12 protein-coding genes are annotated in these 16,487 nt (G+C 61.4%); 3 read left to right on the forward strand and 9 right to left on the reverse strand.

All coding sequences use genetic code 11. The annotated features are described in order from the left end of the window. Window positions 1-54 precede the first annotated feature (54 nt). The 9 genes from H8F21_RS03270 to H8F21_RS03310 form a co-directional block, all read right to left on the reverse strand. Window positions 55-876 carry a helix-turn-helix transcriptional regulator gene (locus H8F21_RS03270; RefSeq protein ID WP_203584038.1) on the reverse strand — a complete coding sequence of 274 codons (822 nt, stop codon included), beginning with the start codon at window positions 874-876 and terminating at the stop codon, window positions 55-57. 62 nt (window positions 877-938) lie between these two features. Then, entirely contained in the window at window positions 939-2,357 is a 1,419-nt protein-coding gene (locus H8F21_RS03275; protein WP_203584039.1) for an aminotransferase, read from the reverse strand. A 38-nt stretch (window positions 2,358-2,395) separates the two neighbouring features. Continuing rightward, the gene (locus H8F21_RS03280; protein ID WP_203584040.1) at window positions 2,396-3,499 is read right to left on the reverse strand and encodes a polyamine ABC transporter substrate-binding protein; all 1,104 of its coding nucleotides are present in this window, start codon (window positions 3,497-3,499) and stop codon (window positions 2,396-2,398) included. Between the two features lie 137 nt (window positions 3,500-3,636). Further along, entirely contained in the window at window positions 3,637-4,722 is a 1,086-nt protein-coding gene (locus H8F21_RS03285; protein ID WP_203584041.1) for an alkene reductase, read from the reverse strand. Window positions 4,723-4,824: 102 nt separating this feature from the next. After that, window positions 4,825-5,772, reverse strand: coding sequence for a bifunctional OB-fold nucleic acid binding domain-containing protein/MaoC family dehydratase (locus tag H8F21_RS03290; protein WP_203481377.1), 948 nt, complete (start codon window positions 5,770-5,772; stop codon window positions 4,825-4,827). A 5-nt stretch (window positions 5,773-5,777) separates the two neighbouring features. Then, a complete protein-coding gene (locus H8F21_RS03295) occupies window positions 5,778-6,989 on the reverse strand; it encodes a thiolase family protein (RefSeq protein WP_203584042.1) in 1,212 nt (403 codons plus the stop codon). Between the two features lie 141 nt (window positions 6,990-7,130). Beyond that, window positions 7,131-8,807: a DUF1302 domain-containing protein gene (locus H8F21_RS03300; RefSeq protein ID WP_203584043.1), complete on the reverse strand. Its 1,677-nt coding sequence runs from the start codon at window positions 8,805-8,807 to the stop codon at window positions 7,131-7,133. A gap of 71 nt (window positions 8,808-8,878) precedes the next feature. Further along, on the reverse strand, window positions 8,879-9,967 hold the full coding sequence (locus tag H8F21_RS03305; protein WP_203584044.1) for an MBL fold metallo-hydrolase: 1,089 nt from the start codon (window positions 9,965-9,967) through the stop codon (window positions 8,879-8,881). Then, a complete protein-coding gene (locus H8F21_RS03310) occupies window positions 9,960-11,822 on the reverse strand; it encodes a long-chain-acyl-CoA synthetase (protein WP_203584045.1) in 1,863 nt (620 codons plus the stop codon). The genes H8F21_RS03305 and H8F21_RS03310 overlap by 8 nt, the downstream gene beginning before the upstream one ends. Before the next feature lie 270 nt (window positions 11,823-12,092). Here H8F21_RS03310 and H8F21_RS03315 point away from each other — a divergent pair, with 270 nt between their 5' ends. The 3 genes from H8F21_RS03315 to H8F21_RS03325 all read left to right on the forward strand — a co-directional run bounded on the left by H8F21_RS03315 (window position 12,093) and on the right by H8F21_RS03325 (window position 16,473). Beyond that, the gene (locus H8F21_RS03315; RefSeq protein ID WP_203584046.1) at window positions 12,093-13,427 is read left to right on the forward strand and encodes a spinster family MFS transporter; all 1,335 of its coding nucleotides are present in this window, start codon (window positions 12,093-12,095) and stop codon (window positions 13,425-13,427) included. Window positions 13,428-13,444: 17 nt separating this feature from the next. Continuing rightward, complete coding sequence (locus tag H8F21_RS03320; RefSeq protein WP_203584047.1) at window positions 13,445-14,275, forward strand: alpha/beta fold hydrolase; 831 nt, start codon at window positions 13,445-13,447, stop codon at window positions 14,273-14,275. A gap of 68 nt (window positions 14,276-14,343) precedes the next feature. After that, a complete protein-coding gene (locus tag H8F21_RS03325; RefSeq protein WP_203584048.1) occupies window positions 14,344-16,473 on the forward strand; it encodes an oxidoreductase in 2,130 nt (709 codons plus the stop codon). The last annotated feature ends 14 nt before the right edge of the window (window positions 16,474-16,487 follow it).

The following is a 16,487-nucleotide window of genomic DNA, read 5'->3' on the forward strand; positions in this document are numbered from 1 at the left end:
CGCGACAGGGTAATCTGCAGGTTGTAGCCGCGGGCCTGCGGCAGGGCGCGCGGCTCAGCGGTGTCCAAGCCAATCGATAAACAGCGCAAACAGCTCGGACTGCGAATTTATTTCAAGCTTGAGGTAGAGGTTCTTGCGGTGCATGCGCACGGTCTCAGGGGAAATACCGAGTTCGCTTGCCGTGGATTTCACCGAGTGACCGCGCAGAATCATGTGGGCAACTTCGCGCTCACGATCCGTCAGCACCTGGCAGCCGAAACTGTCAAAGGCTGCCTGAATGCTGTTGTGCTCGGTATCAGCAGACGTTTGTACCATGCTGTGCCGGGCAAAGCGGGCCAGCAGGTCGCGAATCATCGGTTCGACCGCACGCAACAGATTGACCTGCTCCGGGGCCAGGCGCGAGCCGCTGCAGCCCTGGAACAGACTCAGGGAAATCTTGCGCGCAGCGCCGACATCGGCAATGAAATAGCTGTCTTCACTGCAGCCGGTGCCCAGGTAGTAGGTTTTGTAGTAGTCGCTGTCGAAAAAGTGGTCCGGTGCGATGTCTTCCAGGTGATAGAAGCCTTGGGCCAGCCCGCTCTCCACGGCCAGGCAGAATGGATCGAGCAGGTAGCCGGCAGCGAAATAGCGATTGAGGATGGCGTCGCGGTGCTGTTCGGGAATCCCGTGCTGATACAGCAATTGTGGCGCCTGGCCCTGGCATTCCAGACTGACCATCATCGATTCAACCGCCACCAATTGACTGATGGCCGCCGCCAGGTGCTCAAGGGCCCCGGCGGTTTCAATATGGGCGCAGGCGTTCTGCAGCGCCGCATGCCATTGCTGCAAGGCGCCCAGGGACAGGCAGACGGGAGTTTCCAGGGGTGCATGGCTCATGCCCCGCAGTCTACCTGCTGGGCCACGAGCCTGCACCTGGGCAATGGCGTCAAGCCTGACCCTCATGTGCCGCTGTACAAGCCTTCGCGGCGGAGCTCGTGGGCGGTCTCGACGATGCATTGGCGCAAGGTCTCGACGATTTCGTCGACCTGCGCATGAGTAATGATCAGCGGCGGTGACATCACGTTCAGGTGCATGATCGGGCGTACCAACAGGCCCTTGGCCTGGGCGCGGCGATGGATACGCTCACCGATGTTCACCGCATCGGCAAACAATGCCTTGCTGCGCTTGTCGGCGACAAACTCTACGCATGCCATCAACTTCATGCAGCGCACATCACCCACTAGCGGCAGTTCACGCAAGCTTTGCAGGCGCTGTTCAAGGTACCCCCCCACATCCTTGACGTGATCGAGCAGCTTCTCGCGCTCGATGATCTCGATGTTTTTCAGTGCCGCCGTGCAGCACACCGGGTGACCACTGTAGGTAAAGCCGTGGGTGAAACAACGGCCCTTGCCCGGTTCGGCAATCACCTTCCAGATCCGCTCGGAGAAAATACACGCCCCCAGCGGCAGATAAGCCGAGGTCAGGCCCTTGGCAGTGGTGATGATGTCTGGCTGCACGCCGAACAATTCTTCACTGGCAAAGAAGGTACCCAGGCGACCAAATGACGTTACCACTTCATCGGCGACGAAGAGGATGTCGTAGGTCTGGCACACCTGCCACATCCGCAGGAAATAGTCCTTCGGCGGGATGATCACACCGCCTGAACCCATGATCGGCTCGGCAAAGAATGCCGCGACATTGTCGGCGCCCAGCGAGAGGATCTTGTCTTCGAATTCGGCCACCAGGAAGTCGAGAAATTCGCCTTCGTCCATATCGTCCGGCGCCCGGTACGGGTTGGGATTGGACACATGATGGATCAGTTCGTTGGCGTAATCGAACTCCGGCACCCGGTCGGCCGCCTTGTTGCCGATCGACATGGTCAAGGTGGTAGAGCCGTGATAGGCGTTGTAGCGGGCGATGACGTGTTTTTTGTCCGCTTTGCCCCGGCAGTTCTGGTAGTACTGGATCAGGCGGTACGCGGTGTCGACCGCCGTCGAACCACCCGTGGTCAGAAAGACGTGATCCAGATCACCCGGCGCCAGTTGCGCCAGCTTTTCGCACAGTTCAATGGCAACCGGGTTGGCCATATCGGAAAACGGGTTGGAGTACGCCAGCTTGCGTACCTGATCGGCAATGGCCAGGGCCATTTCTTCGCGGCCCAGGCCAATGTTGGTGCACCACATGCCGCCGACGGCATCCAGAAAGCGGTTGCCGTCGGTGTCGCGAATATAGGCACCCTCCCCCGCAACGATGTTCAGCGCACCCTGCTCACGGTGCTCGTCGAACACATGGTAGCCGTGCATATAGTGGGCCTTGTCGGCCTCCACCAGCGGGTCTTGGGCAAAAACAGGTGCAACTGCGTTCGTTGGCGTGGCCATGGTCAGTTCCTTGGCGTAGGTAATAAGAGAGCGCTTACTCAGAAGCCGGTCTTGACCGTGCTCCACACGCGAGTGATCGCGCGCATATCCCGGGGTTCCTGGGTTTTTTGCGCAAACAGCCGTTCGCGGGTACTGGCATCGGGGTAGATCGCCGGGTTGTCGCGTATGTCTGCCAGCACCTGCTCGGTGGCCGCGGCGTTACTGTTGGCGTAGTGGATGTAGTTGGTAACCTTCGCCATGTTCTGCGGCTGCAGCAGGAATTCGATGAAGCGGTGGGCGTTGGCGGTGTGCGGCGCATCCTTGGGCAGGTAAAGGTTGTCGAACCAGATCAGTGAGCCTTCCTTGGGAATGAAGAACGCCAGCTGGATGTCCTTTTTCGCCTCTGCGGCGCGAGCCTGGGCGGTAGCGTAGTCGCCCGACCAGGTCAGGGCCATGCACACATCGCCGTTGGGCAGGCTGGTGAGGTAATTCACCGAGTCGAATTTCTTGATGTAGGGGCGGATGTCCAGCAACAGTTTCTCGGCCGCCTTGAGATCGGCGGGCGCCGCGCTGCGCGGGTCCTTACCCAGGTATTTGAGCGCCAGCGGAATCACCTCGGTCGGTGCATCCATCAGCGTTACCCCGCAATCGGCGAAGCGTGAGACGATCTTGGGATCAAACAACATCGCCAGCGAGCCAATCGGCGCATCCGGCATGCGCGCCTTGATTTTGTCGACGTTGTAGGTCACTCCAGAGCTGCCCCAGGTGTAGGGCGCCGAGTACTTGAGGTCGGGGTCGTAATCCTGGAGGTTCTGCACCACCTGAGCATCGAGGTTATGCCAACTGGGCAGTTGCTGCTTGTCCAGCGCTTGGAATACGCCCGCCTTGATCAAAGGCGGCACGAGCGAGGCATTGAGCATCACCAGGTCATAGCCGGAGCGACCGGTGAGCAATTTGGTCTGTACGGTTTCGTAGCCATCGAAGGTGTCGTAGATCACCTTGATGCCGGTGGCCTTTTCAAAATCGGCCAGGGTGGTTTCGCCAATGTAGTCCGTCCAGTTGTACAACCTGAGTGTGTTGCCGGTATCCACCTCGGCGGCCAGGGTGGCCGTGGCGGTGGACGCCAGCAACAAACTGCACATCACCTTCAGTGCCTTGCGCATAGCAACTCCGTCGTGTGACTGCTCAGGGTGAGCCGATGGCGTTACTATCAGGTGATTCGCGGGCGCAGACCATAACCCGAATGGGTGGGTATCGCGCAGACGCTCGCGGTAGCTTCAGGGGTGTGGCGATTCAATGCTCATGGTGCTACTTCAAGGCTTGCCGCCTGATAGGTGGGGTAGTCCGAATAACCGCGTGCCCCCGGGGTATAGAGGGTATGACGGTCGAAGCCTGCCAGCGGCAAGCCCGCTTGCAGGCGCTCGACCAGGTCCGGATTGGCAATGAAATGCCGGCCGAACGACACCGCATCGCCCTCGCCTGCTTCAAGCGCTGCCCGCGCCATCGGCCCATCAAAGCCATCATTGAGGATTACGCCGCTGTTGCTGTGCTGGCGCGCCAGGGCGAAGGCGTCGATGGCAGGCACCGGCGAGCGCATGATGTGCAGGTAAGCCAGACCCAGCGGCGCCACTGCTGCGCACAACGCTGTAGCCGTAGCCAGCGGATCGGCATCCTCGATGTCGTTGTAGCTGTTGCCGGGGCATTGGCGATAGCCAACCCGACCGGCGCCGATAGCGCCCGCCATGGCCTGCAGTACGTTCTTGGCAAAGCGCACTCGATTGTCAGCACTCCCGCCATAGGCATCGGTACGCCGGTTACTGCCCGAGGCCATAAACTGCATGGGCAGGTAGCCACTGGTGCAATGCAACTCGACGCCGTCAAAGCCTGCTTCGCGGGCGTTGATCGCCGCCTGGCGGTACTCGCCGATAGTCGCCTCAATACCTTCCAGGCTCAGGGCCTGAGGTTCGTCGGTGTCCACCATACCGGCAATGTCGCTGAACAGCCGGGTCTGTGCCCTTAGCGCCGAAGGCGCTACGGTCGTCGCCGCTTCGGGCTTGTTGTAGCGACTCGCGGCGCGTCCCACGTGCATCAATTGCAGGACGATACGGCCACCGCGCTCATGCACCGCGTCGGTCACCCGCCGCCAGCCGGCAATCTGTGCAGCGGTGTAGATGGCCGGGGTGCGGCAATAACCCAGGCCGTTGGCCGACGGCGCAGTACCTTCGGCAATGATCAGTCCGGCACTGGCGCGCTGGCGATAGTAGTCGACCATCTCGGCCCCTGGCAGCGCCTCGGCACTGGCACGGCTGCGGGTCATTGGCGCCATGACAATACGGTTGGCCAATTGCAGTTCACCCAGGCGCAGCGGCTCGAACAAGATACTCATCTCAGCTCCTTCACTTCTTGGAAATTCCCGACCGCGACTCAATCACGCAGCGGGTCGGCAGCGCGTGCAGCGTGGCTGCCGACCTGGCCGCTGTTTGCCGGCTTACATGTACAAGATCACCAGGTCATTGATGACTGAAGGACGATCACTGCCAACCACGTGGGTGTTCACTTCCAGGGTCAGTTGGGTGCCGCGCTTGACCCGCGCCACCTGCTTGACCCGGGCCCGTGCATGGATACGCGAACCGGCAGGCACGGGTGCCGGGAAACGCAAGCGATCGGAGCCGTAGTTGACCATGGTGCTAAAGCCGGTGATTTCGTAGCCCAGCGCCAGTTGCAGTCGCGACTGCAGGACCTGCACCAGCGCACCGTGGGCAATGGTGCCGCCAAACGGGCTGTCCTTGCGCGCGCGCTCAGGATCGGTGTGAATCCAGTAGTTGTCACCCGAGAGCTTGGCAAAGGCATCGATCAGTTCCTGATCAACCTCCACTTCGTTGCTCCAGGCACTGAAGGTTTCGCTGACCAGGCTCTGCAACGCCGCCTCGTCATCCATTGCCACCTGGCGTGAAGGTGCTGGCGTAGCGGCTTCGGGCGCTGGGGCCTGGGCTGCACCGCTCCAGGTTTGCAGTGCGGCGCTGTCCTGCTGCAAACCGGTAAAGCGCAGCAAGCGTGAACCCTTCGCATCGACCTCGGCGAACACCGGTTGCAAACGCATACCGATGTGAATCTGCTCCTCCTCCAGGCCCACCAACGTGGTGTTGATGCGCACACCTTCATCCAGCTCGATCACCGCCAGCTTCTGCGGCATCTCGTCGGCGAAATCCGGGAGCGTGGCTATCCGCGCGATGGTGAAGCTGTAGAGGCTGGCGCCGCCACTGACTTCACGCCAGGTCAGGTCATGGGCCAGGCATTTTGGGCAGTGGCGACGCGGGTAGAACACCCAGTGTTCACAGGCGTTGCACTGCTGGATCAACAGGCGCTGGGCCTTGAGGCCTTCCCAGAACGGTGCGGAAATTTCGGTCGGCACCGGCATTGGCTTATTGTTCGACATGCAGGTCATGCTCCCTGAAGAATCAATGCAGCTTGCTCACTCATCACGCCACCGGTTCCGGAGACGTAAACCGCATCACAGCGCTCAAGCTGGCGTTCGCCCGCTTCTCCACTGATCTGCGTGACCGCTTCGATCACCTGGGACATGCCCCCGGCCGCACCGGCCTGGCCGAAGCTGAGCTGGCCACCGTGGGTATTCATCGGAAAGTCGCCGCGCCAGGTCAGGTCGTGCTCACGGACAAACTGCATGCCCTCGCCCTTGGCGCAGAAGCCGGCGTCTTCGAGGGTGAGCAAGGCGGTAATGGTGTAGCAGTCGTAAATTTGTGCGGCATCGACATCGCTCGGTTTCACCCCGGCCATCTCGAACGCACGGCGCGAGGCTGGCCCCACCGGGGTGTGGATCATGTCCTTGGCGTAGGACGGCGATTTGAATGCCAGGTGTTCGCCAAAACCGGTAATGAACGCAGGGCGTTTACGGGCACGCGCAGCGACTTCCTTGGAGGCAATGATCAGTGCCGCACCACCGGCCACCGGCATGACAATTTCCAGTACATGCAACGGGTCGGCGACGCGCTTGCTCGCCAATACCTGCTCGATGGTCAACGGCTGGCCGTAGAACATCGCCTGGGGGTTGGCCAGGGCGTTGGTGCGCTGGTCAACGGCAATCTTGGCCATCGCCATCGGGTCGTAACCGTACTGCGCGGCATAGCGCTGGGCGATCATGGCGTAGCCGGTATTCTGCCCCATGTGCCCGTAAGGCAGGTCGAACTCTGCCTCCGGAGCACCAAAGGCGGTGCTGTGGCCGCCGTAACGCATGGCGCGAATCATTGCGCTGGGGTCTTCATCGGGGCCCATCGGCGCCATCCGCGCTGGCATTACACAGAGCACGGCCTGGCACAAGCCCAGCTCGATGGCGGCAGCGGCGCGCCAGACCATGCCCACCGCCGTGCAGCCGCCCAGGTCGACCACTTCGGCAAAATTGACGGTCAAGCCCAGGTACTCGGCGGCCATGGCCGGCACGAACACCGAAGCTTCATGAAAGTGCGGGCCGTTGATCACCAGACCATCGAGGTCTTCGGCACGCAGCCCGGCGTCGCGCAGCGCTTGCGCAGCCAGGTCGGCGACTTGTTCGAGGTGGAACATGCGCGGTGCAGTGGCATACTTTTCCGGCTTGTATTGCGCGGCGCCTACAATCGCCGCATGACCTTTAAGACCCATGTATCCCCCACTCGAAAGCTGTGTGCTTCGGATTTTTGTTGTGTGGTGACCATGCCACAACTGCTGCAGCGAGTGATCGTCCATTTTGACTAGGCCACGGCCGGCGCCAGGACTGATACAGGCCTGGCGCCGACACCGGGATCAGAAGCTGTACTTCACCGAGAACGTGCCATAGTCACGGTCTGCCAGCAAACGCTTGACCGGATCCGCTTCACCCAGGTAGCCGGTGACCCGCAGGGCGACTTCCAGGTTGCCCAGGTACTTGAAAGTGGTGCCAAGGCTCAAACGGCGGTCGCCCTGCAGACCGGAAATGGTCCCGGCCATTGGTGTGGCGCCGCTGAACACGTTGGAGAAGTTGACCGGTACTTCCAGGTCCCAACCTTCGAACACACCCGGGTAACTGAAGGATGCGCCCAGGGTGTAGGCGCTGGCAGTCTTGCTGCGCCAGGCCGTGGCGGTCTTGTAGGTGTAGTCATCGGACGGCTGCACCAGGGGGCGCATCGGCGCAATCAGGCTGTTGCCCAGCGCCTGCAGGTTCGGCGCCGCCGAAGCCTCGTCGACGCTGTCGACCCGCACATGAACAATTTCGGCGGTCAATGAGGTCTGGCTCGCCCACGGACGATCGCCGAGGATGCGGATGGCCGAAAGCTGCATCTGCTGGCCCTTGCCACGGGCCGGAGTCGGGCCCAGGCCGGTGTTGACCATGACCGGCGCACCATCGCGGTAAGACCATTCGCCGCCGATCTGGGTTTCACCAATTTTCGTCGAGGCGCTGATACCCGTCAGCTTGATGTCTTCAAAGTAGGTAACGCGGTAGCCATCCGGGGCGCCGAAGAACACGCCCGGGCCTGCCGGGACTGCCTGGTAGCCCACCAGTGCAGTGGCAGGGTTCTTGTCGTGATAATTGACATGAAACAGTGACAACTCCAGGGCTGGCACCGGGCGAAAGCGAACCTGCGCGCCCCATTGGCCACTGTCACGGGGCTCATCGGTACCGCGATAGTCGATCCGCGAGCCATTGGCGCCGAGGATGAATTCCCGCCCCGGCCCCACCACGTCACTGGTAGACAAGTAGCTGCCCACCGGCGGCAGTTCGGTGCCCATCCATTCATATTGCACATAGGCGCCGAAGGTCAGTTGCGGGTTCAGTCGATACGACGCCGAAACTTGTCCGACCGGCAACAGCACTTCCTTGACCTCGACCCCCGGCTGCGCTGCCTTGACCGCATCGGACGGGCTTTGCACGCCACTGACCCCTGGGTAGAAGAGGCTCTCACCCCACGACTCGATGTGGCGCCCGGCCTTGACGTCGAGCATCGAATCGTTCTCGAAGCGCCAGCCCCCGAACACATAGGCGTCGAGGAACTTGCTGCGGCCACCGGCGTAATACTTGGTATCGCTGGTGAACTCGTTGTGGTCGCCGTTCTTGTTGACGGTGCCCGGTGAATCGTTGTCGTTGGAACGATGGTAAACGTCATCGTAGAACGTACTGGCGCGCAATACTGCGCCGTAGTTGTCCTTGCGCACGATCATTTCCGCCAGGGCACCAATGCGATTGGTCACCAGGCTGCCTTTGTCGAAGTTGCGGTCGCCGTCATCACCGTTGAGGGTCAGCAGGTCCTTGTCCGGATCGGACAAACGCACACCAATGCCGTAGCTGGTTGTTACGGTCCAGTCGATCGTCGTTCCGTCGTCGAACTCGATGGTTTCACCGGACCATGCGGGTGTAGACACCAACGCAATCGCCACCACCAGACCAGATAACTCGAAGCCCGATACCCTTGGGCCAGCACCATATTTTTTGTTTTTATTAGTCACACTGCCTCTCCCGATAAACGACCTGATGGCCGCGCAAATGTGCAAGAACACCACTACTTCCCACTGCCTGCTCAGAGCTGCCCTAGCGCAGACCGAGCAATGACACCTTCATCCGGGCGCGAGTAACGGAACACACCGGCTAGTTCTTCTCGTACCAACCGCCCTTGAGCGATGAGGTAATTGGCATGGGCCAGGGTTTCGCCGATGGCCATCAATTCATCGAAGCGCCCTTTCACCGCTGGAAACAGCACCGCCATCAACTGCATGGCCGTGCGCGGCGCGGTGCAGGCGTCCAGCAACTGCTGCAGGTGCGTCTGGTGATGGGCATGCAACTGATCAAGGCGCTCATGCAGATTGAAAAACGGTCGCTCATGCGCCGGTAGCACCAGCACGCTGTCGGGCACCGTGCGCAGGTCATGGATCGAGTCGAGCCAGTCACGCAGTGGGTCGGCATCCGGCTCGGTGACCTGGACGCAGACGCTTGAGGTAATGCGCGGCAGTACCTGGTCACCGGAAATCAGCAGGCCGTCTTCGGCGCAGTACAGGCAGGCATGCTCGGGCGAATGGCCACGGCCGATACGGATCTGCCAGCGACGCCCACCGATGTTCAGCTCAGTGCCTTCGCTCAAGCGGTGAAAACTGCTCGGCACCTGTGGTCGAAAGTGCGCTGACCCGAGTATCGGGAACAGCGCCTGGGTTTGCTCGGGGCTGAAACCTGCGCGCTGATAATGTTGGCCGAATGCCCAATCGCTGCTGCCATCGCCCTGCCTGCCCAACTGATGCATGGCCTGGTATTCACTGGCACTCATGAACACCGGGCAGTGAAAGCGGTCACTCAACCAGCCGAGCACTCCGACATGATCGGAGTGAAAGTGCGTACAGATCACCGCTACCAGCGGCAAGCCTGCTAGCGCGGTATCAAACAGCGCTTCCCAGACTTCACGGGTTTGCGCATTGTTCAGCCCGGTATCGACCGCCACCCAGCCCTCGCCGTGGCGCAGCAAGTACAGGTTGATGTGGTCGAGCCCGAATGGCAGTGGCATACGCAGCCACAAAAGCCCCTCGGCGACTTCCTGCACGGCGCCGTTGGCGGGTGGTTGCGGCCAGGGAAAGCGCAGTCCGGCGCGCCATTCATGTCCCTGCGCGTCGAGGCTACTCACTGGCATCACCGGCAAAGGCCGCCAGGCCAACGCGCTCCAGCACCTCTGTGCTGTAGGCAACATAGCTGCGGCTGCTTTCGTCGCGAATGAACAGTGGGTCGCTAAATGCAGTGGGTGCGTAACCCTGGCGCTGCAGGTCGACCTTGCGCAGCTTGAATGTACTGGTCAGATCGGCGGCGGCCGAAACCCGCACAAACATCGGCGCGGCATAGCGCGGCAGGCGCGCCTCGGTCAGCGCATAAAACGCTTGCGGGTCGAAGGACTGCCCCGGCTGCATGAGTACCGCCGCCATGCCGGCGCGGCCTTCCTGCCCAGGCACCTGCACGCCATAGATATTGATCAGCTCAAGCCCGGCAAAATCACCCAGTGCACAAGCCACTTCCAGGGTCGAGACGTTCTCGCTCTTCCAGCGGAAGGTGTCGCCGATGCGGTCGATGAAATAGAGGTAACCATCCTCGTCGAAGCGCAGCAGGTCTCCTGAGCTCCAGTACGAATCGCCGTCGACGAACACGTTGCGGCGGATTTTGCTATTGGTTGCCTCGGCCGAGGTGTAGCCCTCGAAGCGCCCGCCGCCGATGTTGGGATGATTGATGATGAAACCCAGGGCCTCGCCCACCTCTCCCACTTCGCACAGTTGATGAAAACCGTGCTGGTCGCGTGGATGGCTGTCGGTTTCAACGTCATAGCGCACCAGGCGCAGATTGCTCTTCTCCCAGAACGGCACACGACCGCAGGCGCCCACATAATTGTCGACGTTGACCACGTTGGTATTGGACTCGGTGGAACCCCAGCCCTCAAACACTTGAATCGGCCCGAAGCGCTGGACCCAGTTCTGCCAGGTTTCTCGCGTCAGCCCGGCACCGAGCATGCAACGCAAACTGTGCTCGCGCTCCCCGGCAACCTCAGGCTGGTTGAGCAGGTAGCGACAGATCTCGCCGATGTACTGGAACACCGTGACCTGATGCTTGCGGATGTCGTTCCAGAACTCGCGAACACTGAATTTGCGTCGCACCACTATCGCCGCACCCGTCTTCAGCGCGGTAGAGGTTACCGACGTGGCGGCTGCACCGTGGTACAGCGGCAAGCAGCAATAAAACACGTCCTGCACCGTCGTCTGCAGGGTGATTTCCATGATGTCGCCGGTCGACATCCAGCGCATATGGCTGTAGCGCGCCGCTTTCGGAAGGCCCGTGGTACCGGAGGTAAAGATCAGCAGGCTGGGCGTTTCGGCGCTCAGGTCTGCGCGCAGGTCGCGCGGAAATGGCGCACTCGGCGCCGCGGCCAGGGCTTCGTTCAAGCGCGTATCAACCTGATCCGGCACCTCACCCGACCACGGCTGCTCGGTATCTTCTACCAGCCAGAGCGGCAACGGCGGCAAGTTTTCGGTGATGAGAAAGTTGCCCAGAATCTCTTCACCAACAATGATTGCCTTGGCATCGATCGCTTCCAGCGAGTGCGTCAGTGTTCGGCCGCTGAGCTGGGTATTGACGAAGCCCACCACCACCCCAAGCTTGGCCAGTGCGTACCAACAGCAGAAAAACGCCGGGCGGTTTTCCATCGCCAGTGCACAGACATCACCTGGGCGCAGGCCACGGGCATGAAAGACATGCGCCAGGCGATCGGCCTGGGCATTTATCTGGGCGAAACTCAGGCGCTGCTCACCGTAGATGATGAAGGGCCGCTCGCCATGGCGCTGCGCTTGTTCTTCCAGGCGATCGGCCAGGGTATAACGATCTGCCGGCTTGATTCGCGCACTGGCTTCAGCACGGCGATCGAGGATGGCCTGCGTCTGCTCGCGTGGCACAACCCCACGCTCGTCAGCGGACAGCAGGCTTGCGTTGTTGAAATTGTTCATCCTTTTCTCCGATAAAACACGCGGCCGGGCGCTAGGGGTCAACGTGGTTATCCCGCACGCCTTTGCTATTGCGATCACCGCCATCGAGCGGCCAGGTGATCGAGCACGGAACGCATCATTCACCCTGCAGAGAAGCGCAACATCGTCCGATAAGACTAAGCAGCAGCGATTGCCTTGCGCCGCACCAACGAGTGGTCTGAACGGACGATGTGCCCAGCCTCGATCCGGTCCACGCTCCGCCTCACTAGAACAAAACCGGGAGCACCCGCAGTGAATTCATCCATCCCTGTTACCTGGCGTAGTCATTACGCACTGTTCGTACTGGCCGTGATCTACATCTTCAATTACATCGACCGGCAGTTGATGGCGATCCTGATCGAGCCAGTGAAAGCCGAGTTCGGCATTTCCGACACCGGTATCGGCATGCTCTCCGGGGTCACCTTCGCGGTGTTCTACACCCTGTTCGGCTTCCCTCTCGGGCGGCTCTCCGACCGCATCGGGCCTAAGCCTGTGATCGCTGCCTGCTGCGTTGCCTGGAGCGTCATGACCATGGCCTGCGGTCTGGCGACCAGCTTCTGGATGCTGGTCATGGCGCGGATCGGGGTGGCGGTTGGTGAAGCAGGCGGAACGGCGCCGTCGGTGGCGATGATTTCGCAGCTGTACCCGGCCAAGAACCGCTCCACCGCGTTGTCGATACTCATGCTCGGTTCAAGCTTCGGCGCTATTTTCGGCCTTGGCTTCGGCGGCTGGATTGCCCAGCACTACGGCTGGCGTTCGGCGTTCCTGATCATCGGCGTACCTGGCATCCTGCTCGGTCTGGTGCTGTGGCTCACGGTGCGTGCGCCGAAAGTGGCGAGCGAAGCACAGCACACGGTTGAAGTGGTCCAGGAAGGCTGGGCCAAGACCATGGCCAAGTTGATGGAAACCCCATCGTTTTTGTGGCTGGTGCTGACCGGCGCATCGAGCGCCATTGCCGGCTATGCAATTGGTACCTGGAGCCCGAGTTTTCTCATCCGTTCCCACGGATTGAACCTGCAGGACGCAGGCTTTCTGGTTGGTGTGGTGGGTGGCACTGGTGCTACCTTCGGCACCCTGGCCTGCGGCATCGTTTCCGACCGCATGGCCCGCCGCGACCCCGGTTGGCAGATTGGCGTGCCGTTGCTCGCGACGTTGGTCAGCATCCCCTTCGCGCTGGCGTACTTCCTCTGGCCGACCGGCACGCTGTTTCACCTGGGCAGCACCCCGGTGCCGACTGCATTCGTGTTCTATGCAGGCTTCGCCTTCTTCGGCACCTGGTGGGCAACGCCGTGCCTTAGCGCCGTAACCCATTTATTTCCGGCAGCGCGCCTGGCCCAGGCCACGTCGATCTTTGTCATGGCCATGACCCTGCTGGGGGTTGGCGTTGGCCCGCTGTTGATCGGTGTACTCAGTGACTTGTTCGCCCCCTCACTGGGCACTGAGGCCCTGCGCTACGCCCTGGCCGCCTCGATCTCGATGCTGATGCTCTCGACGGTATTTTTGGGCATGGCCTTGCCGCGCTATCGCGCGCAACTGATGCAGCCGGCAGCGCCGATTGCCGACCCTGAAACTGCAGTAACCGCCTGATGAATGGAGACTCAAAGATGTCAGAACAAGACCTACCGTTGCCCATTGGCCATTTCGTCACCCTCGACACCGGCCTGCGCCTGCACTACCTCGATGAAGGCAGCGGCCCCGTCGTGGTGTGGTTGCATGGCAGTGGCCCGGGTGCCAGTGGCTACAGCAACTTCAAGGGTAACTTCCCCGCCTTCGTCGCTGCAGGCTTTCGTAACCTGGTGATCGACCTGCCAGGCTTCGGCCGCTCGGACAAGCCGGACAACATCAACTACGACCTGGACTTCTTCGTCGGCGCCGTCTCCGGTTTGCTCCAGGCCCTGGAAATACAACGCTGTACCCTGCTGGGCAATTCCCTCGGCGGCGCGATCGCCATCGGCCTGGGCCTGGAACAGCCACAGCTCCTCGAAAAACTGATCCTGATGGCACCCGGCGGTGTCGAAGAGCGCGAAACCTACTTCGCCAAGATCGGCATTCAGCGCATGGTCGAACTGTTCAATGCCGGTCCGTTGGACATCGACAAGATGCGCCAGATCATGAGCCTGCAACTGTTCGACACCTCGCAGCTGCCCGACAGCCTGCTGGCCGAGCGTGTCGCGGTTGCCCGGCACCAGCCGCACTGCCTGTTCTCGACCATGATGGTGCCGAACATGACCGAGCGCCTGCATGAGCTGAAGGTGCCGATCCTTGGTTTCTGGGGCACCAACGACAACTTCAACCCGGTCGGCGGCGCAATGAAAGTGCTCGATAACGCTCCTGACGCGCGCTTTATTATGCTAAATCGTTGTGGGCATTGGGTGCAGGTGGAACACAGCGAGTTGTTCAACCGTTCCTGCCTCGAGTTCCTGAACCAAGCCTAGGTACCCTGCGACAGCGGCAGCCCTGCTGCTGTCGCATCGACCGGCCACCTTTACGGGCTGACATAACAATGACAAAACTGTCCCACTTGCTTGCCCCTGGCCGCATTGGCCCGATCCAACTGCGCAATCGCATCATCATGGCGCCCATGGGCTCCAACTTTGCCGAGGCCGATGGCCATTGTGGCGAACGTATCCAGGCCTACTATGAAGCGCGCGCCGAAGGTGGCGCCGGCATGTTGATCATGGGTGTGTGCGCCATCGCCTTTCCCTCCGGTACCGCCGAACCCTACCAGGTAGGGGTCTCATCCGACGAGTTCATCCCCGGCCTGAGCCGCCTGGCCGAGCGCGTGCACAAGCACGGTGCGAAGATCGCCATGCAATTGCAGCATGCTGGCAAAAATGCCATCCGCGACATGGCCGCAGGCCGACCGCTGTGGGTGCCGTCGATTCCACCCGCCAGCAGTTCGGACATGATGCAGGCCTTGACCCCCGAAGAACTCAGCTCTTTCGTCAGTGCAGTGCGCGGGCGCAAAGGCGGAATCGAAATGCGCGTCATGGACCAGGACGACATCGCCCAGATGATCGAATGGTTTGCCGCGGCCGCCGAGCGGGCGCAGCGCGCCGGTTTCGATGGAGTCGAGATCCATGCCGCGCACAACTACATCATCGCCGGATTTCTCTCGTCGTATTACAACAAGCGTGACGATGCCTACGGCGGCTCACTGGAAAACCGTGCGCGCTTGTTGCTGGAGGTATTGGCTGCGGTTCGCGCGCGCGTAGGTCCAGGTTTTGGCGTGTGGCTGCGCCTGGATGCCGAAGAGCTGTTTACCCCCGGCGGCATTACCCTTGAGGATGCCAAAGCTGTAGCCCGCCTGGCCGAAACGGCCGGGGCCGACGCGGTCAGCGTTTCGGCCTACGCCGCTATCACCAGTGGCGTGGCCTTCACTGAGGCGCCACTGGTGCAAAAGCCGGGCGCCTTTCTCGAGTGGACTGGGGCGATCAAACAGTGCGTAAGCATTCCGGTGATTGCCGTCGGACGTATCGAACCGCAAGCGGGCGAAAACGCGATTGCCGCCAACCACTGCGACTTCATCGCCATGGGACGCAAACTGCTGGCCGACCCGCAATTGCCGAACAAGCTGGCATCCGGTCAATTGCAGGCGATCCGCCCGTGTATTTATTGCTACGTGTGCGTCAGCCAGATATTCATCAACCAGCGCGTCAAATGCGCGGTCAACCCTCAAACCGGCCATGAGAGCGAACGCGTCATCACGCCAGTGGTGGCTGCGCAGCATGTGGCGGTGATCGGCGGTGGCCCGGCAGGTCTTGAAGCGGCGCGCGTCGCCGTCCTGCGTGGCCATCGGGTGACCCTGTTTGAACGCAGTGATCGTTTGGGCGGCACCTTGTTCTTTGCCGCTCTGGCCTACCCCGAAAACGGTCGTCTGCTCGACAACCTGCTCTACCAGGTAGAACAACTGCCCATCGATGTCCGCCTGCAGACGAGCGTAGACGCAGCCTTGTTGCGTGACCTTGACGTCGACCAGGTAATCGTTGCCACGGGCGCGCAACGCGCTGCACCGAACATCCCCGGCGCCGAGCAGAACCACGTCTGGAGTGGCGATGAACTGCGGCGCCTGATGACCGGTGACCGCGCCGAGGAAATCGCCAAGCGCAAACTGTCGCTGACCCAGCGCACCATGATGAAGGCCGGCAATTTGATCGGCGTTACCGACAGCACCGAAGCCATCCAGAAGCTGTCGCGCGTGTGGATGCCGTTGGGCAAGCGTGTGACCATTGTCGGCGGCGGGCTGGTGGGGCTGGAACTGGCCGAATTTTTGATCGCTCGCGGGCGCCAGGTATGTGTGCTGGAGAGCTCCAGCCACCTGGGCGGGGAACTGGCAATTGTGCGCCGCTGGCGTGTGCTGCATGGCATTCGCGTGCATGGCGGACAACTGCTGACTGGCGTCACCGTCACCGCCATCGAGGGCAACCGCGTCCGCTACCAAACCGCTGAAGGTGAGGCTGGCGATGTGCAGGGCGACTCAGTGGTACTGGCCAGCGGCGCAACACCGGACACCACCCTGGCCGATGCGCTGAGCAGTGCCGGGCTCAAGGTTGTCAGCATCGGTGACTGCCAGAGCCTGGGTTACATCGAAGGCGCCATCGCCGCTGGCAATCGCGCCGCTCGCGAAGCCTGAGCGCAAAACCGCGG

It is taken from the genome of Pseudomonas arcuscaelestis (genome assembly GCF_016881005.1).
Classification (GTDB): Bacteria; Pseudomonadota; Gammaproteobacteria; order Pseudomonadales; family Pseudomonadaceae; genus Aquipseudomonas; species Aquipseudomonas arcuscaelestis.